The following is a 21,413-nucleotide window of genomic DNA, read 5'->3' on the forward strand; positions in this document are numbered from 1 at the left end:
TGCCCCTTGACCGGTGGCGGGAGCATCTGTTTAAGGTGAGGCAAGACGTAGGACATCTTACGTCCTATCTCCGGGGTCGCGTAATCGCTTCGAGCGGCGGCCCGATGCATTCACCTGAGCTTGAGCTGGAGCCCTTCACCATGTCTCTGTCCGCACCGCTGCGCGGCGTCGTCCCGCCGGTCTGCACCCCGCTCGACTCCCGCGGAGAGGTCGACACCGCGTCCCTCGCCCGGCTCGTCGACCACCTCGTGGACGGGGGAGTGCACGGCCTTTTCGCCCTCGGCTCCACCAGCGAGGTCGCCTACCTCACCGACGAGCAGCGGGCCACGGTCCTGGAGACCGTGGTCAACGCCGCCGACGGCAGGGTCCCTGTCCTCGCCGGAGTGATCGACACGACGACCGCACGCGTCGTCGAGCACGCCACGGCCGCCGCCGCCCTCGGGGCCGATGCCCTGGTCGCGACCGCGCCCTTCTACACGCGCACCCATGAGAAGGAGATCGCCGGGCACTTCCGCCGCCTGCGCGCGAGCGTGGACCTCCCGCTGTTCGCGTACGACATCCCGGTCGCCGTCCACAGCAAGCTCGGCTCCGGCCTGGTGCGCGCCCTTGCCGAGGACGGCACGCTCGCCGGACTCAAGGACAGCAGCGGCGACGAGGGCGGACTGCGCCGCCTGATCGTCGAACTGGGCGGCCGCGACGGCCGTGCCCAGGGATCGGCCCCCGACTTCAGCGTGCTAACCGGATCCGAACTGACCGTGGACGCGGCCCTGCTTGCCGGTGTCGACGGTGTCGTGCCGGGCATCGGCAACGTGGACCCGGCCGGATACGTGCGTCTTTACGAGGCCGCGCGGGCCGGGGACTGGGCGCTCGCCGCCAAGGAGCAGGAGCAGCTCATCGAGCTGTTCGCCATGGTCGACGTGGGGCCGGAGGCGGACATGGGCCGCAGTTCCTCCGCGCTCGGCTCGTTCAAGGCGGCGCTCCAGCTGCTCGGTGTCATCGAGTGCGGTGACACCGCCTTCCCGCAGATCCAGCTGTCCGCCGAGTCGGTCGCCCTTGTCGCGCAGCGGCTGCGCGCCGCCGGTCTGCCGCCGGTCCGATGAACGCCTGCTCCCTGCCGGGTGGCGTCGGCGACGCGCTCATAGGCCTCGACCTCGGCGGTACGAAGATCGCCGCCGCGCTCATCGGCGCGGACGGCGTCGTGCTTGCCCGGCACACCCGGCCCACTCCGGCCGGCGGCGGAGCCGATGCCGTGCTCGACGCCCTTGCGGCAGCGGCCGCCGAGGTCGACCCGGGCCGCCGCGCCTCGGCGCTCGGCATCGCCGCCGCCGGGGTCATCGACCCCCGCACCGGCCGGGTCACCAGCGCCACCGACTCCATCGGGGGCTGGGCGGGCACGGCTCTCGGCGCCGGGCTCGCGGACCGTACCGGATACCCGGTGGCCTGCGACAACGACGTACGGGCCACGGCCGGTCCCGAGCTCGCGGCACTGGATTCAGAGCACGGTTCGCTGCTGTTCGCGGCGATCGGGACCGGCGTCGGGGGCGCCGTCGCCGTCGACGGGCGGATGCTGCACGGCGCAGCGGGCATCGCGGGACACCTGGGTCATGTGCCGAGCGCCCAGGCGGCCGGGCTGCCCTGCACCTGCGGGGCCACCGGGCACCTGGAAGTGATCGCGTCGGGGCCCGCGATCACCGCCCACTACCAGCGGCTCACCGGCACCACGGTGGACCGCCTTCGCCTGGAGACCGTCGCGGACCGGGCCGCGCAGGGTGACGCGGACGCCGTCCACGTGATCACCACCGGCGCCGTCGCCGCAGGACAGGCGCTCGGCGGGCTCGCCAACGCGCTGGGCCCCGACCGGGTCGTCGTCGGCGGCGGCGTTCCCCGCATCGGCGCCCTGTACACGGACGCCCTGGCCACCGCCTTCGCCGCGGAACTGATGCCGCCACTGCGCGGCCTCGTCCCACAGGCCCCCTTGTTCGGCGCCGACGCGGCGGTGCTCGGCGCCGCCGCCCTCACCACAAGCCTGCCCCTTCACCACCCTGGAGCCCTTCGATGACCACACAAGGAGCCCTGCGATGACCACGCGGCAGACATGGACCGCGGCCGACCTCGCCGCCGGACTACGGGGCAGCCTCATCGTCTCCTGCCAGGCACCGCCCGGTGATCCGATGCGGGAGACCGACACTCTCGTACGGCTCGCACGGTCGGGAGCAGCAGGGGGCGGCGCCGCCATCCGCGCCAATGAACCGGACGTCGTCGCCGCGATCGTCGCCGCCGTCGACCTGCCGGTCATCGGCCTGTGGAAGGACGGTGACACCGGCGTCTACATCACCCCGACCGTCCGGCACGCCCTGGCGATCGTGGAGGCAGGTGCGGCCATAGTCGCCGCCGACGCCACCGACCGGCCGCGCGCCGACGGCTCCACGTTCGCCGATCTCGTCACCGCGGTCCACGCGGCGGGCGCGCTCGTCATGGCCGACGTCTCGACGCTCGCCGAGGGCGTCACCGCGGCCGGGCAGGGCGCCGACTTCGTCTCCACCACGCTTTCCGGCTACGTCCCAGGAACGCCGAAGACGCGCGGCCCCGACCTCACGCTTGTGGCAGAGCTGGCCGCCGCGATCGACGTCCCGGTCGTCGCCGAAGGCCGTATCAACAGCCCGCAGGACGCTGCCGCGGCCCTGGAGCGCGGCGCCCACTGCGTCGTCGTCGGAACCGCCATCACCGCACCCACCGCCCTGACCGCCCGCTTCGTCGCGGGCCTCACCAAGCACTGACCTGCCCCTTTAGGCGACCGGCCGCTCAAGGACGAGCACCGCCCCGCATCATGGAGTCACCGTGCAGACCTCATCACCCGCCAAGCCCCGCTGGTACCGCGAAATCAGCCGTACCCAGTGGAAGTCGTTCTTCGCCGCCTGGATCGGCTATGTCCTGGACGGTTTCGACTTCGTCCTGATCACGCTGGTCCTCACCGAGATCAGTGACGAGTTCGGCCTGAGCACCGTGCAGGCGGCCAGCCTGATCTCCGGCGCGTTCATCACCCGCTGGCTCGGCGGCGCGGTTCTCGGTGCCCTGGGTGACCGGTACGGCCGCAAGGCCTCCATGGTGCTGAGCATCCTGCTCTACTCGCTCGGCACGTTCGCGTGCGGATTCGCCTGGAACTACCACAGCCTCTTCGCCGCGCGGCTCGCCATCGGCATGGGCATGGCCGGGGAGTACAGCGCGAGCGCCACGTACGTCATGGAGAGCTGGCCGGCGAAGCTGCGCAGCCGGGCGAGCGGGTTCCTCATCTCCGGCTTCTCGGTCGGCTCGGTGCTCGCCGCGCAGGTCTACAACTGGGTGGTGCCTTCGCTCGGCTGGCGGTGGATGTTCTACCTCGGCCTGATCCCGATCGCCGTCGCGCTGTGGATGCGGCGCGCGCTGCCGGAGGCCGCGGAGTGGAGCGAGTCGGTCGCCGAGAAGGGCGCCAAGCCCAACCCGTTCCGTCCGCTGTTCGTGACCCGTGGCAGGGCCACCGCCAACGTGGTCCTGACCGTGGTCGCCACCCTCTCCCTGTTCCTGGTCTTCACGCCGGGCGGTGCGGGCATGGTGCCCGTGCTCTCCGTGGTCGCCGGTCTCTCGCTCGCGGCCTTCGCCGTCCAACTCGGCGGCAAGCGCGGCTGGGCGCTGTACCTGTCGATGATCGTCACGCTGTTCTTCGCGTTCCTCTACTCCTGGCCCATCCAGGCGCTGCTGCCCACGTATCTCAAGACCGATCTGGGCTACAGCACGGACCAGGTCACCGATGTCCTCTACTTCGCGGGCTTCGGCACCATGGTGGGCTGCTGGACCGCGGGTTTCCTCGGCGACCGGATCGGCGCGAAGAAGGCGTACGCGCTCACCCTCCTTGCCTCACTCGCCTTCGTCTATCCCGTGTTCGCCGTGGACGACAACCTGCTGCTTCTCGGCGTCCTGCTGTTCCTGCTCCAGGCGACCAGCTTCGGCATCTCGGGTCTGCTCCCGCGCTACATCGGCGGTCACTTCCCGACCGAGAGCCGGGGCGCGGCGCTCGGCTTCACGTACAACGTGGGCGCCCTCGGCGGCGCGGTGGCTCCGGTCCTCGGGGCGCATCTCGCGTCCGGCATGGACCTGGGGCAGGCGCTCGCCGTGCTGACGTTCGGGGGCACGGTGATCGTGGTGCTTCTGGTGGGCTTCGACGTCCCGGCCAGGCTGAACCGGCTCATGGATCCGGAGGGGGCGAGGGACCACCTGGCGGAGGAGGCGACCCAGCTGTCCCCGCCGTCGGAGAAGGCGGACGGGCAAGCGCCGACGGCCGGGGACACCGCCCGCACCTGACACCGGACACCGGCGGCCCAGGCACCCGCATCGCGGCCCGCTCCAGCGGCAGGAGTACGGGATGCGTGGTGTTCTGGAACCTATGAGCAGTCCAGAGGAGCAGACGAACCTGGGCCGGGCGAGCCGCGACGTCCCCACGGCGGAATCGGCGGAGCCCCCAGCAAGCCGCCGCTGGTGGGCCCTGGCCGTGATCGCGCTCGCCCAGCTCATGGTGGTCCTGGACGCGACCATCGTGAACATCGCACTGCCGTCCGCGCAGCGCGAGCTCGGCCTCACCAACGGCAACCGCCAGTGGGTCATCACCGCGTACACGCTGGCCTTCGGCGGACTGCTCCTTCTCGGCGGCCGCATCGCCGACCTGTTGGGCCGCAAACGCACCTTCATCATCGGACTCGTCGGCTTCGCCGCGGCCTCGGCGCTCGGCGGCGCCGCCACCGGACCCGCCATGCTGTTCGCGTCGCGCGCCCTGCAAGGCGTCTTCGCCGCGGTTCTCGCCCCGTCCGCACTGTCATTGCTGACCACCACCTTCACCGACGGCAAGGAACGCGCCAAGGCGTTCGGGATCTACGGCGCCATCGCGGGCGCGGGCGGTGCGCTCGGCCTGCTGCTCGGCGGCATCCTGACGGAGTACCTGGACTGGCGCTGGTGCCTGTACGTCAACGTCCCCATCGCCGTGCTCGCCGTCTTCGGCGCCGTCTCCCTCCTTGAGGACCGCGTGGGACACAAGGAAGCCCGTCTGGACGTCCCCGGCGTGATCCTGGGATGCGGAGGGCTCATCGCCGTCGTGTACGGGCTGAGCGAGGCCGAATCCCGCGGTTGGACCTCCGTGATGGTCCTCGCCCTGCTGATCGGCGGCATCGTCCTGCTTGCCGTGTTCACGTGGTGGCAGACACGCACGACGCGCCCCCTGCTGCCGCTGCACATCGTGAAGGACCGCAACCGTGGTGGCTCGATGCTGACCATGGGACTTGCCACGATCGGCATGTTCGGCGTTTTCCTCTTCATGACGTACTACCTGCAGAGCATCCTCGGCTACTCACCGGTGAAGACCGGATTCGCCTTCTTCCCCATGTCGCTTGCCATCATCATCGGCTCGACGCAGATCTCGGCCCGGCTGCTGCACCACGTTCCCCCGCGGCTGCTCATGGGGCCGGGACTGCTGCTCGCGGCGGTGGGTCTGTTCACGCTGACGTTCCTCGGCACGGAATCCAGCTACGCCGCGCACATCCTGCCCGGTCTGCTGATGCTGGGTCTCGGGCTCGGTCTCACCTTCATGCCGGTGATGGCGACCGCCACGGCAGGGGTGGACCCGAAGGACGCGGGCGTCACGTCGGCAACGGTCAACACCGCCCAGCAGGTGGGTGGTTCGATCGGCACGGCGCTGCTCAACACCATCGCGACGACGAGCACCGCCACGTATCTCTCGTCCCACATGGCAGGCGCCGCCCGCACAGGACGGCTGACGCCGGAGCGCAAGGCGCAGATCGTCGACTCCGGTGTGGTGCACGGCTTCACCGTGGCCATCGGGTGGGCGGCACTGATCATGCTCGCGGCCTCAGCGGCTGCCTTCCTGCTCGTCAACGCCTCCGCGCCACGACACCGCCAGGAGAATGCCGGGGCGCCCGACGTGACCTCGGTCTGAATCCGCCTTCCTGCCAGCCGTCACCCTTGTAAGGAGCAGCCATGGGCGATCCCTCGGTGAACCCCGCCCTGTCCGCCGAACCGCCCTCCGCTGCTGAACTCCAGGAGCTGGAACGGTATTGGAGGGCGGCCAATTACCTCTCGGTGGGGCAGATCTACCTGATGGACAACGCCCTGCTGCGGCGGCCTCTGGCAGCCGAGGACATCAAGCCGCGGCTCCTCGGCCACTTCGGCACATCGCCCGGGCTCAACCTGGTGCACGTTCACCTCAACCGGGCCATCAAGGCGCGGCAGCTGGACACCGTCTGCATCTGGGGCCCCGGGCACGGCGGGCCCGCGGTACTCGCCAACTCCTGGCTGGACGGCACGTACACCGAGACCTATCCCGACGTCACCCGCGACGGAGAGGGAATGGCCCGGCTGTTCCGCCAGTTCTCGTTCCCCGGCGGAGTCCCCAGCCATGTCGCCCCCGAGACGCCCGGCTCCATCCACGAGGGCGGCGAGCTCGGCTACTCGCTCTCACACGCCTACGGCGCCGCGTTCGACAACCCGGACCTGCTCTCCGTGTGCGTCATCGGCGACGGAGAGTCCGAGACCGGGCCGCTGGCCGCCTCCTGGCACTCCAACACCTTCCTGGACCCGGTGCACGACGGCGCGGTACTCCCCATCCTGCACCTGAACGGCTACAAGATCGCCAACCCGACGATCCCGGCCCGGCTCCCCGAGAGCCAGCTCGACGACCTGATGCGCGGATACGGATACGAGCCCGTGCACGTCACCGGCGACGACCCCATGACGGTCCACCGCGATTTCGCCGTTGCCATGGACCGCTGCCTCGATCGCATCGCCGCGATTCAGCGGACGGCCAGAGCGGACGGAGGAACCGAGGGCAGCAAGGACGCCACAGCGCCGCGCTGGCCCATGATCGTGCTGCGTACGCCGAAGGGCTGGACCGGCCCCAAGACGGTGGACGGCAAACCCGTCGAGGGAACGTGGCGGGCCCACCAGGTGCCGCTGGCCAACGTCAGGGAGAGCGCCGAGCACCGCCACCAGCTGGAGGAATGGCTGCGCTCCTACCGGCCCGAGGAACTCTTCGACACCGACGGACGCCCGGTGCCCGAACTCGTCGAACTCGCCCCGCAGGGCACGCTGCGCCTCGGCGCCAACCCGCACGCCAACGGCGGGCTCCTCCTGCGCTCGCTGCCGCTGAAGCCGCTCGAGGATTTCGCGGTCGACGTGGACAAGCCCGGCGCCACCATGAACGAGCCGACTCGGATCCTCGGCGGCTACCTGCGTCAGGTGATGGCCGACACCGCCGAGCGGCGCGACTTCCGGCTGGTCGGCCCCGACGAGACCGCCTCCAACCGGCTCGACGCGGTCTACGACGCGACCGGAAAGGCCTGGCAGGAGGAGATCCACGACGTCGACGAACACCTCTCCCGGCACGGACGCGTGATGGAGATCCTCTCCGAGCACACCTGCCAGGGGTGGCTCGAGGGGTACTTGCTGACGGGGCGCCACGGGCTCTTCTCCTGCTACGAGGCGTTCGTGCACATCGTCGACTCGATGGTCAACCAGCACATCAAGTGGCTGCGCACCACCCGCGAGCTGCCCTGGCGGGCGCCGATCGCCTCGCTGAACTACCTGCTGACCTCCCACGTGTGGCGGCAGGACCACAACGGCTTCTCGCACCAGGACCCCGGGTTCATCGGTCACGTCCTCAACAAGAGTCCCGAAGCGGTGCGGGTCTACCTGCCGCCGGACACCAACACGCTGCTCTCCACCGCTGAGCACTGCCTCGCCTCACGCGACTACGTGAACGTGATCGTGGCCGGCAAACAGCCCGGCTTCGACTGGCTGAGCCTGGACGAAGCACGGGCGCACTGCGCGCGGGGCGCCGGCGTATGGACCTGGGCGGGCAGCGAGACCCCCGAGCGTGAGCCGGACGTCGTCCTTGCCTGCGCCGGGGACGTGCCCACTCTGGAGGTGCTCGCCGCCGCGAGCCTGCTGCGCACCCACCTGCCTGAGCTCGTGGTGCGCGTGGTCAACGTGGTGGACATCGCGCGCCTCATGCCGGAGGGGGAGCACCCGCACGGCATGCCGGACGCGGAGTTCGACACGCTGTTCACCCGCGACAAGCCGGTGATCTTCGGATTCCACGGCTACCCGTGGCTCGTGCACCGCCTTGCTTACCGGCGCGCGGTCCACCCGCACCTGCACGTCCGCGGATACAAGGAACGGGGCACGACCACCACGCCCTTCGACATGGTGGTCGCCAACGACCTGGACCGCTTCCGCCTGGTGATGGACGTCATCGACCGCGTGCCGGGCCTGGGCGTCCGCGCGGTCGAGGTACGCCAGCAGATGCAGGACACGCGGCTGCGCCACCACGCCTATGTGCGGGCGAACGGTGTCGACCTGCCGGAAGTGCGGGACTGGACCTGGCAGGACTGACCGGCCTCGCCGTCCGGCCAGACGGGTGGGCGCGTGTGGGCCGAGCGGGGGACGCGCGGCGTGTTGCCGGTAGCGACACGCCGTGAGGCGGGATGGCTCTTGGTAAAGGCGCGGTCGACGCCAGCAATACGTTCCGGGGCACGAGCGCTTCCGGGGGCCGCGTCCGTACTGGAGGTACACACATGCGTTCCATCCGAGTGCTGACCGGTCTGGCCGTTGCGGGCGCCGCGCTGGCGATCACCGCCCCCAACGCGCAGGCAGTGTCGCCGAGTTGCCAGAAGGCGCTGGACGACGCGGAGATCACGCAGAAGAACTCCGACACGGTACAGGCCGACCCGAACGCATCCCAGGAGGAGAAGAAGGCCGCCGAGGACGAGGCCAACATGGCCGCCTCCACCGCGCAGCGGTTCTGCGACTCCACGGACCCGGCCGTCAGGGGCGGCGTGCACGCCGGTTCGGGCGGTTCCCAGGGCAGCACCGACCCGACCGAGCTGGCTGCGGGGGCCGCGGTCCTTGCCGTCGGTGCGGGCGCGGTGTACCTGCACCGCCGCAAGACCGCCGGACAGCGCTGACCTTCCGTCACCGGTCAACCGGCCCCGCCGACCGAGCCCGTACTCGCCCGGCGGGGCCGCGCAACTTCCCCCTCCACCTGGGCAGGAACGGCGACACCATGACCTACCCCCACACATCGTCGGCCCGTTCCCCCTGGCGCCGCATAGGGTCCTGGGGCGCGCTCGCGGCCCTCGCCGTGGGCGTGTGGTTCTGGACGGCCGACGCCGAGGAGACCGGCACGCCGCCCCAACCCTCAGCCGCCCAGGCCAGGACCTTCGCATCCGGCCGCCCGGCCGAAGCCGCCGCGCCCGCGGTGACCTCCCTGTCCGAGTCACCCCCTGTCCGCGTCAAGATCCCCGCCATAGGCGTGGACGCCGCCCTCACCGCGCTGTCCAGGACCAAGGACGGCGGACTGAACGCACCACCACCCGACGACGCCAACCTCGCGGGCTGGGACGCGGCCGGCACGCTGCCCGGCAGCACCGGCACCGCCGTGATCGCCGGACACGTCGACACCAACGAGGGCCCCGCCGTGTTCTACGGACTCGGCTCCCTGAAGAAGGGCGCCAAGGTGCAGGTGACCCGCGAGGACGGCCGCACCGCGGTGTTCACCGTCGACGGCGTCGAGGAGTACGAGAAGGACGACTTCCCCAGCAGCAAGGTCTACGCGCCACGGACGCGCCCCGAACTGCGCCTCATCACCTGTAGCGGCACGTACAACAAGACCGACGGCTACTCCGGCAACGTAGTCGTCTACGCACACCTGACCGGAGTCGGTTCCTAGGAGACCGTGGCTGTGGCTGTGGCTTGCGTCGGAATGAGGTAGTGCGCACTTAGGGTGAAAAAGTGCAAATGGTACCTCGTGCAATTCCCGTGGTCATGGCCCTGATTCTCGTCGGCGGCGCGGAGGGCGCTGCGGTCGCACACGCGCCCGGCCTCGATGTCCCGCCCTCGCGAAGTGCCCCCGCCCCCGGCCTCGCGGCTCGGGTCAGCGCCGTGCCGATGGCCAAGCTCGGCCGGACCTACCGCCCCGGATGCCCCGTCCCGCCGCGACGCCTTCGGCTCATCCGCATGAACCACTGGGGCTTCGACGGCCGGGTCCACGCCGGTGAGCTGATCGTCCAGGAGCGTGCGGTCAAGCCTCTCCTCTACGTCTTCCGGAAAGCCTTCACGGCCAAGTTCCCGATCCGCCGGATGCGGGTCATGGCCGAGTTCAACGGCAGCGACCCGGCGGCGATGGCGGCCGACAACACCTCCGCCTTCAACTGCCGCCGGGTGACCGGGAACCCGAACCGCCTGTCGCAGCACTCGTACGGCAACGCGATCGACATCAACACGGTCGAGAACCCGTACGTCGATGTGAACGGGCGCGTCCATCCGGCGTCCGCGGCGAAATACCTGCGGCGCGACCGCTTCGTCAAGGGCATGATCCGCCCCGGGGACGTCGTGTCGACCGCCATGCGCAGGGTCGGCTGGCAGTGGGGCGGGCGTTGGGCGCACCCGGACTACCAGCACTTCTCGGCCAACGGAAAGTAGTGCGGTGTTCCCGGCGATGAGAGGGCTCAGAGCCACGTCGTCGCCAGCCAGGCGCCCACGGACGCGGTGGCGACGAGCGCGATGTTGAGGCCGATCTTGCGGTCTCCGCGGCGCAGATGAACCCTCGTCGCGGCGATCTGCAGGACCACGAACCCCGACGCCGCTGCGAGGGCGAGCCAGGGGGCGATGCCGGTCAGCGGCGGGAGTGTCAGTCCGATCGCGCCGAGCGCTTCGACCAGCCCGATGGCCCTGACGGCGGGCATGGGCGTGCTGTCCACCCAGGCCATCATCGGCAGGAGCTCCTCACGGCTCCGCACCAGCTTCATCCCGCCTCCATAGAGGTAGAACAGGGCGAGCAGACCCGCGACGATCCAGTAGGCGACGTTCACGATTCCCGTCCTCCGGCGAAATCGGCGGCGGGCTCGGTGGCGTAACGGCTCATCACCTGGATGTTCGCCCGGGGAGTCAGTGCCCGGCCGTCGGCGATCATTGCCTGGAGATCGCGGAAGTACTGCACGTACAGGTCCGGAGTGAAGATGCTGAGCATGACGGCCGGTTGGTCGGTCACGTTGGCGAAGGTGTGCGGTGCGCCGGGCGGGACCATCACGAGCGTCCCCGCGGTCGCGTCGTAGTCCTTCTCGCCGACCGTGAACCGCAGCGTGCCGGAGATGACGTAGAAGCCCTCGTCGTGCTGGGCGTGACGGTGTTGCGGCGGTCCGGGTGTGTGGGGCGCGAGGACCGATTCGGCGAGCCCGAGACGGTGTTCGGTGTTGCTGCCGTCTTCGAGGACGCGCAGTCGCGTGGTGCCCAGGACGATCTTCTCGCCGTCACCTGGACCGACCACCGACACGGCGGGGTCGGCAGCAGGCTCATTCGTTCTCGGTTCGTCGGTCATGTCTCGATTCCACCGCCAGGGCGCCGCCACCGTCCAAGACCTGTTCCGTCGCACCGATACCGAACGGGTATCGTCCCAGCATGGAGCTACGTACGCTGCGCTATTTCGTGGCCGTCGCCGAGGAACTCCACTTCGGCAGGGCCGCCGTCCGGCTGCACATGAGCCAACCGCCACTGAGCCGGGCCATCAAGCGGTTGGAGACCGAGGCCGGGGCCGCATTGTTCGACCGGTCGTCCACCCGTGTCACGCTCACCGCGGTGGGCGCGGTGCTGCTCGACGAGGCGCGCGCCCTGCTCGACCAGGCCGACCGTCTCGGCGTACGCGTGGCCGCCGCGGCGGGCGTCGCGACCATCACCGTCGGCATCCTGGGGGACAGCGCCGATCAGGGCGCGGCCCGTCTCGCCGCCGCCTACCGGCAACGGCACCCACAGGTCGAGGTGCGGATCCGCGAGACCGACCTGACCGACCCGACCTGCGGGCTGCACGCCGGCCTGGTCGATGTCGCCCTGACCCGGGGGCCGTTCGACGGGACAGGCCTGACCGCGCACGAACTGCGCGCGGATCCGGTGGGCGCTCTGCTGCGCGCCGACGATCCGCTGGCCCGCCGCGACAGCCTGAAGCTCGCCGACCTGACGGACCGCCGCTGGTTCGTCTTCCCGGAGGGCACCGACCCCCTCTGGCAGTCGTACTGGAACGGCGGAGAGCCTCGCGAGGGCCCGGTGGTGCGTGCCGTCGCGGAATGCCGGCAAGCCGTGCTCTGGAACGGCACCGTCGGCATGACGCTCCTGGACCACGAGCCCGGGGACGGGCTCAAGGTGGTGCCGTTGATCGACATGCCTCCGAGCCGTGTGGTGGCGGCATGGAACGAGGGCGACACGAATCCGCTGATCCGCTCGTTCGTCCGGATCGCGATCGCGGCCTATCGAGGCTGACTGATATTCCCGTGCCGTGCCGACGGTGAAGAGGCAGACTCGCCCCATGGCGGACATGCGGGCGTTCCGGGACGCGATCGGTGACTGGGCGGCCGGTGGCCCCGGCGGACCGGCGAGCGAGCTGGCCGTAAGAGTGGGGGTGCGGACGGCGGTGCTGCTCGAAGGCCCCAGTGACCTCGCGGCCGTTGAGGCCCTTGCCGCGGCGCGCGGCCGGGACCTGGCCGCCGAGGGAGTGTGCGTCGTGTCGATGGGCGGGGCGATGAGCATCGGCCGCTACGCCGAACTCCTCGGGCCGCCCGGCCTCGGGCTGCGCCTTGCAGGCCTGTGCGACGAGAACGAACAAGGCTTCTACGACCGTGGCCTGGAGCGGGCAGGAGCGCCGCGGCAAGGCTTCTTCGTGTGCGTGTCGGACCTGGAGGACGAGCTCATCCGCGCCCTCGGCGCGGCCAGGGTCGAGGAGACCGTCCGGGCCGAGGGCGACCTGCGGGCCTGGCAGACCTTCCTGCGCCAGCCCGCACAGCACGGCAGGCTCCGACAGCAGCAGTTGCGGCGCTTCCTCGGCACGAAGAAGGGCCGCAAGATCCGCTACGGCCGCCTGCTCGTCGAGGCCCTCGACCCCGAACTGACACCGGCCCCGCTCGACGACCTCCTCACGAGCCTGCGAGCGTGAGCGCGGTGTCCGGCACGTCGGATCGCTCCGCCCAGGCGACATGCCCGTCCGGGCGGATAAGGATCGCGGCCACGCCCTTGAGATCGGGGTGGTCCGGCCAGTCCCGCACCGGGGCCACGCGTACGCGGTCCGCCGGTACGTGGGGGACCGGCACGTCGGGGACCGACACCACCCCTGATTCCTCGCGGGTGAGGAGTACGAAACGGCCGTCCGCGAGCAGGCCGCTGACATGGCTCACCGCACCGCCCGTGCGCACCTCGACGTCCGGCATCCGGTGACCCACCAAGGGGTGCTCGCTCTCCGGAGCCGCGTACACGGTCGAGAGCGCGGAGACCCGTCGTGCCAGCTTGCGGTTCACTTCGGGAATCTCCAGGAGCTCGTCCAGGAGTGAACGCAAGGAGCGCGCGGGACCTGCGTGACTCTCCAGCAGGGGGAGTTCACCGAGGAGCTGCTGCACCTGGGTGTCCTGCGCGACAGCGTGACCGACCGGCCTGCGCTCGGCGTCATAGGTGTCGAGGAGCTCGTCGCCCGCCCACCCCTTCACCGCTCCCGCGAGCTTCCAGCCCAGGTTCATCGCGTCCTGCAGCCCGGTGTTGAGACCCTGCCCCGCGGCCGGGAAGTGGATGTGCGCGGCATCGCCTGCCAGGAAGACGCGACCGGCCCTGTACCGGTCGGCCACGCGGGTCGCGTTCCCGAAGCGGGACATCCACACCGGTTCGTCGATCCCCAGGTCGCTGCCGCACAGGCGCATCAGCGCGCCGCGGAACTCGTCGAGGGTCACGGGCTCCCGTGAGGAGACCCTCATCCGCTCGGGGTCGATGTACACCAGGCGGGTCACGCCGCCGTCCAGCGGTGCCACCAGGATCCCGTGGGCGCGTGCCGCGACGAGCGCCTCGGCGTCCACCGTCAGGAAATCGCCAAGGACGCCGGTCAGGGACTCCTCGCTGCCCGGAAACGGAATGCCGGCGAGCGAACGCACGTGGCTGCGCGCACCGTCACACCCGACGAGGTAGGCGCAGCGCACGCTTCGCTCGCCCCCATCTCCGTCGCGAACCCGGACGACGAGGCCGTCGGCCCCTTCTTGCACGTTGATCAGTTCGCTGCCCCGCTCGACGGCGACCCCCAACTCGAGGGCCCGCTCCTCGAGGAGCGCCTCTGTCCGGGCCTGGGCGAGGAACAACGTGTGCGCCTGACGCGTGTCGAGGGAGGCGAAATCGAGCTGCGTGGCAAGACCCGCGAAGTGCCAGCCCGGCACGGTGCGCCCCGCGGCGAGGAAGCGCGGGGTCAGCCCGCGCAGGTCCAGGATCTCCAGGCTCCGCGGGTGCAGTGTCAGGGCCCGGGAGTTCGGCTGGCGCTCGAGCCTCGGCTCGACCACGCGCACCTTCACGCCTGCCAGGGCGAGTTCGCAGGCGAGCATCAGCCCCGTGGGCCCGGCTCCGGCGACGACTACGTCTGTGTCCATGTCCATGACGACGTTCATGACGATCCCCAAGGTGATTTCCATTTAGTGAACAACGTTCACGTGAACGATGTTCACTATACTCGGACGCATGATGACGCAGTCAAGGAATTCGCCGGGACCTCCGAGGCGCGGACGCCCCGCACGTCTGGACCGCGCAGCCGTGACCACGGCCGCGCTCGACCTTCTTGACGCCGTGGGAGTGGAAGACCTCACCATGAGGCGCCTGGCGGAACGGGTCGGCGTTCAGGCCGGCGCCCTCTACCGCCACTTCGCCACCAAGCACGATCTGCTCACGGCCATGGCCGAGCGCATGCTCGAGGACGTCCGGGCGGCAGGCTCGGCAGAGGAACCGGAAACGGTCGACGATCTGGCCCACGCCCTTCGCCACGCGTTGCTGGCCAGGCGGGACGGGGCACGTGTCTACGCGGGAACGCACCCCGTGGGACCCCACACCCTGGCCTACGGCGACCGCCTGGTCGCGGCTCTCCTGCGCACCGGCCTCAGCGTCGAGGACAGCGGTCGCGCATTCCTCGCCGTGGTGAACTACACCGTCGGCCACACACTGGAGGAGCAGGCCTCAACGCCCTCTGGGGACGACGGGATCGAGGGCGTGCAGGCGCTGGGCCGTGCCGTTCACGAGGGCGACTACGCGCACCTCGCCCTGGTCCTGCCCGCGCTCACCGATCCGGACTTCGAGCAGCACTTCGCCCTGGGGCTCCAACTCCTTATGGAGGGTGTGCGTGCCCGTGCCAGCGAGGCCGCTCGCCCCGCGTCCGACCAAGTCCGGTCTCGTCAGGAGCCGTAGCGCGAGCGCAGTGCCTTCTTGTCGAACTTGCCGGTGCCGGTGCGGGGCACGGCGTCCACGACCTCGATGCGGTCCGGCAACTGCCAGCGGGCGAAGCCGCTGCCCTCGAGGTGCTCGCGCACCTGCTCCAGGGAGACGGCGCTCCCGGGGCGGACCGCGAGGCAGATCAGCGGGCGCTCCTGCCACTTCGGGTCGGGGATTGCGACGACCGCGGCCTCGGCGACCTCGGGCATGGCCATCACGGCTGACTCCATGTCCACCGAGGAGATCCACTCGCCGCCGGACTTGATGAGGTCCTTGGCGCGGTCGGCGATGACGACGTATCCGTCCGGTGAACCGACGGCGATGTCCCCGGTGCGGAACCAGCCGTCGTCGGTGAACGCGGAGGAACCCTCGCCGCCGAGGTAGGAACCGGCGATCCACGGCCCGCGCACCAGCAGATCTCCCATCGCCTCTCCGTCCCAGGGCGCGGAGCCTCCCGCCTCGTCACGGATCTCCAGCTCCACGCCGGGCACCGGCAGTCCGGCGCGCGTGTGCACGGCGTCGGCGAGGCGGGTCTCGTCCCAGTCGCGCATGTGCTCCTTGGGCCAGGCGAAGCTGGCCAACGGCGAGGTCTCGGTCATGCCCCAGACCTGGATGAGCGGGATGCCGAGGTCGCGGCGGTAGTGCTCGATCAGGGCGGCCGACGGGCGGGCCCCGCCGCACAGCAGATGCCGTAGATCCGGGAGTCCGCCGCGGGCAGCGATGTCACCGGCGGTCGCCGTCCAGATGGTCGGCACGCCCGCGGCCACCGTGACGCGCTCCTCGGCCAGGAGCGCGACGAGCGCGGCGGGATCCAGCGCGCCGCTTGAGAAGACCTGCTTGGCGCCGTAAGGGGTGGCGGTATAGGGCAGGCCCCAGGCGTTGGCGTGGAACATCGGCACCACCGGCAGCACGCAGTCGCCGGGGCCGATGGACATCGCGGCCGGTGAGGAGGCGGCGATGGCGTGCAGCACGGTCGACCGGTGGGTGTACACGACGCCTTTGGGGCGACCCGTGGTGCCCGAGGTGTAACACAGCCCGAGCGGGGACCGTTCGTCGATGTCCCGCGGGGGGTAGTGCTCAGGCCGGCCTGCGAGCAACTGCTCGTAGGCCACAACGTTCGGCAGCGTCGTCTCGGGCACCTCGTCGGCAAGGACCACGACACAGCGCACGCCTTTGAGGCCGCCGCGTGCGTGCACCTTCTCAAGGAGCGGGATCAAGTCGGAGTCGACGAGGATGGCGCTGTCGTCGGCGTGCCCGATGACGTACGCGAGATCCTCCGGCGAGAGCCGCAGGTTGAGGGTGTGCAGCACACGACCGGTGCAGGGGATGGCCCAGTAGGCCTCCAGGTGCCGGTAGCCGTTCCAGGCCAGGGTCGCGACCGTCGCGTCGCGATCGAGGCCCAGAGCGTCCAAGGCGTGCATCAGTTGCTGCGCCCGGCGGCCGAAGTCCGCGTAGGTGTAGCGGTGCACGCTCCCGTCGGCGCGGTGTGTGACCACTTCCGTGTCATGGAAGTAGCGCGGCGCATGGTTGAAGAGGAGCCAGGTGTTGAGCGGGGTGTCCATCATGGTCATGGGGCACATCGTCGGCGCCCGGTGCGGCGCCCTGCCATGGAGAAGATCCCCAGGGTGCACGGACGGCCTGTGGAGGACGTCTCCATGGCCGCCACTGTGCGTCGCCCCTAGCGTGGCGGGCGCAACAGGGGGAACATCGCAGGTGAAGCGTAGGGAGACACGTCCGTGCAGCAGATCCCCACACACCCCGAGACCGGTGCGGGGCCCGCCGGAGAGCTGCTGCGCCTGCTGCGCGTGGGAGCGGGTCCCGAGCAGTACCGTGCCCTGCTCGAGCACTGCGCCGCGGCCGACCGGACCTGGCTCGGCCCGCTCGTCGACGACGCGCTGCACGTCCGCACCCGTCTCGAGGAGCAGAGCCGACACGAGACGGAACTGGCCGCGCTCTACGAGACGGCCGGTGATCTCTCCTCGCTGCGCGATCTTGAGGCGGTGCTGCAGGCCATCGTCCACCGGGCCCGTGCCCTGCTCGGCACGGACGTCGCCTATCTGATGCTCAACAACGACCGGCGTGGCGACACCTACATGCGGGTCACCGACGGCATCCGCACCGACGCCTTCAAGCACAACAACCTGCCCATCGGCTCCGGTCTCGGCGGGCTCGTCGCCAAGCACGCCGTGCCCTACCACACGGCCGACTACTTCGAGGACACCCGGTTCGAGCACGTTCGCGACGACGTCGTACGGGCCGAAGGGCTGATCTCCGTCCAGGGCGTCCCCCTGGTCCGCGGCGACCAGGTCATCGGTGTGCTCTTCGCCGCCAACCGCCGCAGCCGGCCCTTCGCCGACCACGAGGTGGCGCTGCTGGTCTCGCTCGCCGACCATGCCGCCATCGCCATCGAGAACGCCACCCTCTTCCAGGACGTACGCCGCGCCGTCGACGAGCTCACCCGGGCCAACGCGGTGATCCAGGCCCACAGCGAGTCCATCGAACGCGCCGCCGCCCTGCACGAGCGGCTCATCGGCATCGTGCTCGACGGCGCGGGCCTGCCCATCGTGGCCGAGACTCTCGCGGACGTGCTCGGCGGCAGCATCCTCGTGCTCGACGCCCGGCGGAGCACGCTCGCCGCCGCCGGTACGGACCTGCTCGTCGACCAGGCCCGTGAATCCGGCCGCCTCCCCGAGCACGGCCCGGCCGCCGAGGCCGCGCGCGAGGCGGGTGCGATGTCCACCGAGGCGCGCCGCACCCGCTGGATCCCGGCCTCTGACGGTGGATCAGCCGCCTGTGCCACCCCAATCGTCGCCGACGGCAAGGCCATGGGCGTGCTGCTGCTCGTGCGTGACGAGCCGGACGCCGCCGACATCCATGCGCTGGAGAGCGCGGCCTTGGTGACGGCGTTGATGTTCCTCAGCGAACGAGCCGTCGCCGAGGCCGAGCACCGGCTTCACGGCGAGCTCCTCGAAGACCTCCTCGGCAATCCGCACCGCGACGCCGAAGGCCTCCGCCGCCGGGCCACCTTGATGGGCATCACGCTGAGCCGTCCGCACACCGTGCTCGCCGCCCGCTGCCGCGGCAGCCTGCATCGTCGTCCCGTCGCCGACGCGGCCGCCACCTTCGCCGCACGCGCGGGCGGCGTCGCGGGGGAGTACCGGGGCAACGTCGTCGTCCTTGTTCCTGTCGGCAGCACTCCCGCGGACGCGGCCCGCATGCTGGCCGAGCAGCTGACCTCCTCCGTGGGCGCGCCGGTCACCGTCGGTGCCGCCGCGGCGGGCGGGGGCGCCGACGCCGTGGTCGAGGCCCACCGCGACGCCGCGCGCTGCCTGGACGTCCTGCTCGCACTGGACCGTGACGGCGAGGGCGCGACCTCCGGCGAACTCGGCATCTACGGCCTCCTGTTCCACCAGACCGGCCGCGACGAACTGCACCGCTTCGTCGGCCGTACCATCGGCCCCGTCCTCGACCACGACGCGCAACGCGGGGGCGAGCTGGCCCACACGCTCATGACGTACTTCGCCAACGACGCGAACTTCACCCGAACCGCCGCCGCCCTGTACATCCACATCAACACCTTGTACCAGCGAGTGGAACGGATCACCGCTCTGCTCGGCCCGCAGTGGCGGCACGCGGACGAAATCCTGCAGGTCCATCTCGCCCTCAAGGTGTACGCGGTACTCGGCACCCCGTAGGCGCTTCGCAGGCACTCGGCGCCCCGCAATGGAACACCCCTACGCCACACGCCGACGCACGGTGGAGAACATCGCCGTATCCGCCGGTCACAGCTGGGCTCTAGCGTCCCTGTGTCCGCCGACGGCGTCCGCAAGGAGACACCATGCACCGGCCCCCCTCATCACGTCACCGCTCCCGCAATCCCCTACCGCGTCTCCTGACGCTCGCGCTGCTGCTTTCGCTGATCGCCCTGTCCCCGGGTCTTGCCCCGACTCAGGCGCACGCGACCGCCGCCACGCAGGAGGTGACCGACTTCCGCCCGAATCCAGGAAATCTGCGGATGTTCCGCTACGTTCCCGAGAACTTGCCCGCCGGTCGCCCCCTGGTCGTGGCCCTGCACGGCTGCGGAAGGTCCGCCGGGGCCTTCGACGACGAGCCCGGCTGGACCGAGATGGCCGACAAGTACGGCTTCGCACTGCTGCTGCCCGAGCAGAGGGCCGCCAACAACGCACTCTCCTGCTTCAACTGGTTCGAGCCCGGCGACACCACCCGCGGCCAGGGCGAGGCCCGCTCGATCAAGGAGATGGTCGACCGGACCAAGAAGGACCAGGGAAGCGACCCGTCCCGTGTCTACGTCACAGGGCTGTCCGCCGGCAGCGCGATGACCTCGGTGATGGCGGCCACCTACCCTGACGTGTTCGCCGGCGCGGCCATGGTCGCCGGGGCTCCGTACGGCTGCGCCCGCAACATCGTCGAAGCCGTGGGGTGCGCGACCCCGGGCAAGGACCTCAGCCCACGTCAGTGGGGCGACAAGGTCCGTGCCGCCGACCCCGGTCACGGCGGCCGGTGGCCGACCGTGTCGGTGTGGCACGGGACCAAGGACACCGCGGTGGCGCCCATGAACATGACCGAGGTGGTCGAGCAGTGGACCGACGTCCACGGTACGGACACCACCCCGGAAGTCAGCGACAAGGTCCAGGGCTACCCGCACAAGGTCTACCGGGACAGGTCAGGACGTGATGTCGTCGAGACCTACTCCATCACCGGCATGGGCCACGGCCAGCCCGTCGATCCCGGCCCCGGCACCGCGCAGTGCGGCGTGGCCGCAGATGCCATCCCGGACGAGAACATCTGCGCCGCGTACCGGATCAGCCAGTTCTGGGGCCTGGACAGGCCCGCCACCCCTGACCAGGAGCCGAGATGACAGAGCCGACCACCGTCGAACCCCTCGCGTTGGACCTGCCCGTCGAGGGCGGCACGCTCAAGGTGCTGCGCTTCGGCAGTGGCCCGCGCGTGGCCGTCGCCGCCCACGGCATCACCGCCAGCGGCATGTCCTACCGAGCGGTGGCCCGACAACTGCCCGGCGAATGGTCCCTGTACGCGTTGGACCTGCGCGGGCGTGGCGACAGCGCGGACACGCCCGGGCCGTACGGTATCGATGCGCACGCGGCCGATGTGTGCAGGGCCGCCGAGGAGTTCGGCGGCGGTGGGCCGGTGGCGCTGACCGGACAGTCCATGGGCGCGTACGTGGCGCTGCGGGCGGCCGTGCGCAGCCCCGCGCTCTTCGACCGGCTGCTGCTCATCGACGGCGGGCTGCCGCTGCCGGTGCCCGCAGACGTGGACCTGGACGAAGTCCTCGACAGCACGCTGGGACCGGCGGTCGCCCGGCTGTCCCGGACCTTCGCCGACGACCAGGCGTACGTCGACTTCTTCCGCGCGCATCCGGCGCTCGGTGCGGAGTGGAGCTCGGACATCGAGGCGTACGTCCGCTACGACCTCACCGGGCCGCCAAGTGCCCGCCGCTCGAAGGTGCGTGAGGACGCGGTGCGTCAGGACGGCCGGTACTTGCTGACGGCGGGCGAGTCCCTGGGCGCGGACCTGGCAACCCATCTGACGGTTCCGACCTTGCTGTTGCACGCCCCGCTGGGCGTACTCGGACAGACGCCGCCGATTCTCCCGCAGGATCTCGTCGACCACTGGGTGCGCCAGTCTCCCGCTCTGCGAGCCGAGTTGGTGGAAGGGGCGAACCACTACACGATTCTGCTGGGGTCACATGCGAAGACGGCGGCGGAACGGCTGGTCGACGAGTGGACGGTCGGCTGAGGAGTTCAGCCGACGGAATGTGGCAGCACCCGGGGTCAGAAGGGCATGCGGCTTCGGGTGCGCCGACCGGCCGAGCCGCTGCGGCCCACGGCCTTGGAGCTGCTGCGGAACGGCTTGCTGAAGATCCGGCCCAGGATGCCGGGGGCCTTGCCGCCGACGCGCGATCCGGCGCCCAGGGTGCGCTGGGTTCCGCGCTCGGGGTGCCGGGAGAGGCGAGGCACGAAGAAGGCGAGAACGGCCAGGACGAGACAGACAGCGACTATGCCGACAATGATCACGAGGAACTCCCTGTGTCGAGGCGTGTCTGCCGGGTGCCCTGTTGAGCGAGG

Annotated in this window: 20 protein-coding genes; 15 read left to right on the forward strand and 5 right to left on the reverse strand. The window is 70.6% G+C overall.

All coding sequences use genetic code 11. The annotated features are described in order from the left end of the window. Nucleotides 1–140: 140 nt before the first annotated feature. The 9 genes from ACWFRJ_RS23865 to ACWFRJ_RS23905 all read left to right on the forward strand — a co-directional run bounded on the left by ACWFRJ_RS23865 (nt 141) and on the right by ACWFRJ_RS23905 (nt 10,518). A complete protein-coding gene (locus tag ACWFRJ_RS23865; protein WP_453534313.1) occupies nt 141–1,100 on the forward strand; it encodes a dihydrodipicolinate synthase family protein in 960 nt (319 codons plus the stop codon). Then, nucleotides 1,097–2,059, forward strand: a complete 963-nt coding sequence (locus tag ACWFRJ_RS23870; RefSeq protein WP_453534316.1) for an ROK family protein — start codon at nt 1,097–1,099, stop codon at nt 2,057–2,059. Before ACWFRJ_RS23865 ends, ACWFRJ_RS23870 begins: the two co-directional genes overlap by 4 nt. A gap of 19 nt (nt 2,060–2,078) precedes the next feature. Then, a complete protein-coding gene (locus ACWFRJ_RS23875; protein ID WP_453534319.1) occupies nt 2,079–2,777 on the forward strand; it encodes an N-acetylmannosamine-6-phosphate 2-epimerase in 699 nt (232 codons plus the stop codon). Nucleotides 2,778–2,838: 61 nt separating this feature from the next. Continuing rightward, nucleotides 2,839–4,335 (forward strand): sialate:H+ symport family MFS transporter, encoded by a 1,497-nt coding sequence (locus ACWFRJ_RS23880; protein ID WP_453534322.1) that lies wholly within the window; start codon nt 2,839–2,841, stop codon nt 4,333–4,335. An 82-nt stretch (nt 4,336–4,417) separates the two neighbouring features. Continuing rightward, a complete protein-coding gene (locus ACWFRJ_RS23885) occupies nt 4,418–5,977 on the forward strand; it encodes an MFS transporter (RefSeq protein ID WP_453534325.1) in 1,560 nt (519 codons plus the stop codon). A gap of 41 nt (nt 5,978–6,018) precedes the next feature. Then, nucleotides 6,019–8,430 (forward strand): phosphoketolase family protein, encoded by a 2,412-nt coding sequence (locus ACWFRJ_RS23890; RefSeq protein WP_453534328.1) that lies wholly within the window; start codon nt 6,019–6,021, stop codon nt 8,428–8,430. Between the two features lie 182 nt (nt 8,431–8,612). Further along, complete coding sequence (locus ACWFRJ_RS23895; RefSeq protein WP_453534331.1) at nt 8,613–9,002, forward strand: hypothetical protein; 390 nt, start codon at nt 8,613–8,615, stop codon at nt 9,000–9,002. A 98-nt stretch (nt 9,003–9,100) separates the two neighbouring features. Beyond that, a complete protein-coding gene (locus ACWFRJ_RS23900) occupies nt 9,101–9,766 on the forward strand; it encodes a class F sortase (protein ID WP_453534334.1) in 666 nt (221 codons plus the stop codon). Between the two features lie 95 nt (nt 9,767–9,861). After that, entirely contained in the window at nt 9,862–10,518 is a 657-nt protein-coding gene (locus tag ACWFRJ_RS23905; protein WP_453534337.1) for a M15 family metallopeptidase, read from the forward strand. A gap of 26 nt (nt 10,519–10,544) precedes the next feature. Here the strand turns inward: ACWFRJ_RS23905 and ACWFRJ_RS23910 are convergent, their stop codons facing one another. Continuing rightward, nucleotides 10,545–10,907, reverse strand: coding sequence for a DoxX family protein (locus ACWFRJ_RS23910; RefSeq protein WP_453534340.1), 363 nt, complete (start codon nt 10,905–10,907; stop codon nt 10,545–10,547). Continuing rightward, nucleotides 10,904–11,413: a cupin domain-containing protein gene (locus ACWFRJ_RS23915; RefSeq protein WP_453534343.1), complete on the reverse strand. Its 510-nt coding sequence runs from the start codon at nt 11,411–11,413 to the stop codon at nt 10,904–10,906. The genes ACWFRJ_RS23910 and ACWFRJ_RS23915 overlap by 4 nt, the downstream gene beginning before the upstream one ends. 80 nt (nt 11,414–11,493) lie before the next feature. On the opposite strand from ACWFRJ_RS23915, the gene ACWFRJ_RS23920 reads away from it, so the two are divergent. Both ACWFRJ_RS23920 and ACWFRJ_RS23925 read left to right on the forward strand, forming a co-directional pair. Continuing rightward, nucleotides 11,494–12,345, forward strand: a complete 852-nt coding sequence (locus tag ACWFRJ_RS23920) for a LysR family transcriptional regulator (RefSeq protein ID WP_453534346.1) — start codon at nt 11,494–11,496, stop codon at nt 12,343–12,345. Between the two features lie 46 nt (nt 12,346–12,391). Next, the gene (locus tag ACWFRJ_RS23925) at nt 12,392–13,015 is read left to right on the forward strand and encodes a TOPRIM nucleotidyl transferase/hydrolase domain-containing protein (RefSeq protein WP_453534349.1); all 624 of its coding nucleotides are present in this window, start codon (nt 12,392–12,394) and stop codon (nt 13,013–13,015) included. Here the strand turns inward: ACWFRJ_RS23925 and ACWFRJ_RS23930 are convergent. Beyond that, nucleotides 12,996–14,477: an FAD-dependent monooxygenase gene (locus ACWFRJ_RS23930; protein WP_453534651.1), complete on the reverse strand. Its 1,482-nt coding sequence runs from the start codon at nt 14,475–14,477 to the stop codon at nt 12,996–12,998. The genes ACWFRJ_RS23925 and ACWFRJ_RS23930 overlap by 20 nt on opposite strands. Nucleotides 14,478–14,637: 160 nt before the next feature. Between ACWFRJ_RS23930 and ACWFRJ_RS23935 the strand changes: the two genes are divergently transcribed. Continuing rightward, the gene (locus ACWFRJ_RS23935; protein ID WP_453534352.1) at nt 14,638–15,282 is read left to right on the forward strand and encodes a TetR/AcrR family transcriptional regulator; all 645 of its coding nucleotides are present in this window, start codon (nt 14,638–14,640) and stop codon (nt 15,280–15,282) included. Here the strand turns inward: ACWFRJ_RS23935 and ACWFRJ_RS23940 are convergent. After that, a complete protein-coding gene (locus tag ACWFRJ_RS23940) occupies nt 15,270–16,877 on the reverse strand; it encodes a long-chain fatty acid--CoA ligase (RefSeq protein WP_453534355.1) in 1,608 nt (535 codons plus the stop codon). The two genes, ACWFRJ_RS23935 and ACWFRJ_RS23940, sit on opposite strands and share 13 nt — an antisense overlap. A 165-nt stretch (nt 16,878–17,042) precedes the next feature. Here ACWFRJ_RS23940 and ACWFRJ_RS23945 point away from each other — a divergent pair, with 165 nt between their 5' ends. The 3 genes from ACWFRJ_RS23945 (at nt 17,043) to ACWFRJ_RS23955 (ending at nt 21,084) form a co-directional block, all read left to right on the forward strand. Beyond that, nucleotides 17,043–19,001, forward strand: a complete 1,959-nt coding sequence (locus tag ACWFRJ_RS23945) for a helix-turn-helix domain-containing protein (protein ID WP_453534358.1) — start codon at nt 17,043–17,045, stop codon at nt 18,999–19,001. A gap of 143 nt (nt 19,002–19,144) precedes the next feature. Next, the gene (locus tag ACWFRJ_RS23950; protein ID WP_453534361.1) at nt 19,145–20,185 is read left to right on the forward strand and encodes an extracellular catalytic domain type 1 short-chain-length polyhydroxyalkanoate depolymerase; all 1,041 of its coding nucleotides are present in this window, start codon (nt 19,145–19,147) and stop codon (nt 20,183–20,185) included. Then, nucleotides 20,182–21,084 carry an alpha/beta fold hydrolase gene (locus tag ACWFRJ_RS23955; RefSeq protein ID WP_453534364.1) on the forward strand — a complete coding sequence of 301 codons (903 nt, stop codon included), beginning with the start codon at nt 20,182–20,184 and terminating at the stop codon, nt 21,082–21,084. The genes ACWFRJ_RS23950 and ACWFRJ_RS23955 overlap by 4 nt, the downstream gene beginning before the upstream one ends. A 35-nt stretch (nt 21,085–21,119) precedes the next feature. On the opposite strand, the gene ACWFRJ_RS23960 is transcribed toward ACWFRJ_RS23955, so the two are convergent. Then, complete coding sequence (locus tag ACWFRJ_RS23960) at nt 21,120–21,362, reverse strand: DUF6411 family protein (RefSeq protein WP_389906771.1); 243 nt, start codon at nt 21,360–21,362, stop codon at nt 21,120–21,122. Nucleotides 21,363–21,413 lie beyond the last annotated feature (51 nt).

It is taken from the genome of Streptomyces sp. NPDC055239 (assembly GCF_053606205.1).

Excerpts from the sequence above, each read along its gene's own strand:
- ACWFRJ_RS23885 (WP_453534325.1), top strand. The coding sequence starts at position 4,418 with ATGAGCAGTCCAGAGGAGCAGACGAACCTGGGCCGGGCGAGCCGCGAC.
- ACWFRJ_RS23950 (WP_453534361.1), top strand. The coding sequence starts at position 19,145 with ATGCACCGGCCCCCCTCATCACGTCACCGCTCCCGCAATCCCCTACCG.
- ACWFRJ_RS23870 (WP_453534316.1), top strand. The coding sequence starts at position 1,097 with ATGAACGCCTGCTCCCTGCCGGGTGGCGTCGGCGACGCGCTCATAGGC.
- ACWFRJ_RS23890 (WP_453534328.1), top strand. The coding sequence starts at position 6,019 with ATGGGCGATCCCTCGGTGAACCCCGCCCTGTCCGCCGAACCGCCCTCC.
- ACWFRJ_RS23895 (WP_453534331.1), top strand. The coding sequence starts at position 8,613 with ATGCGTTCCATCCGAGTGCTGACCGGTCTGGCCGTTGCGGGCGCCGCG.
- ACWFRJ_RS23955 (WP_453534364.1), top strand. The coding sequence starts at position 20,182 with ATGACAGAGCCGACCACCGTCGAACCCCTCGCGTTGGACCTGCCCGTC.
- ACWFRJ_RS23900 (WP_453534334.1), top strand. The coding sequence starts at position 9,101 with ATGACCTACCCCCACACATCGTCGGCCCGTTCCCCCTGGCGCCGCATA.
- ACWFRJ_RS23875 (WP_453534319.1), top strand. The coding sequence starts at position 2,079 with ATGACCACGCGGCAGACATGGACCGCGGCCGACCTCGCCGCCGGACTA.
- ACWFRJ_RS23930 (WP_453534651.1), bottom strand. The coding sequence starts at position 14,477 with ATGGACACAGACGTAGTCGTCGCCGGAGCCGGGCCCACGGGGCTGATG.
- ACWFRJ_RS23940 (WP_453534355.1), bottom strand. The coding sequence starts at position 16,877 with ATGACCATGATGGACACCCCGCTCAACACCTGGCTCCTCTTCAACCAT.
- ACWFRJ_RS23865 (WP_453534313.1), top strand. The coding sequence starts at position 141 with ATGTCTCTGTCCGCACCGCTGCGCGGCGTCGTCCCGCCGGTCTGCACC.
- ACWFRJ_RS23905 (WP_453534337.1), top strand. The coding sequence starts at position 9,862 with ATGGCCCTGATTCTCGTCGGCGGCGCGGAGGGCGCTGCGGTCGCACAC.
- ACWFRJ_RS23920 (WP_453534346.1), top strand. The coding sequence starts at position 11,494 with ATGGAGCTACGTACGCTGCGCTATTTCGTGGCCGTCGCCGAGGAACTC.
- ACWFRJ_RS23915 (WP_453534343.1), bottom strand. The coding sequence starts at position 11,413 with ATGACCGACGAACCGAGAACGAATGAGCCTGCTGCCGACCCCGCCGTG.
- ACWFRJ_RS23925 (WP_453534349.1), top strand. The coding sequence starts at position 12,392 with ATGGCGGACATGCGGGCGTTCCGGGACGCGATCGGTGACTGGGCGGCC.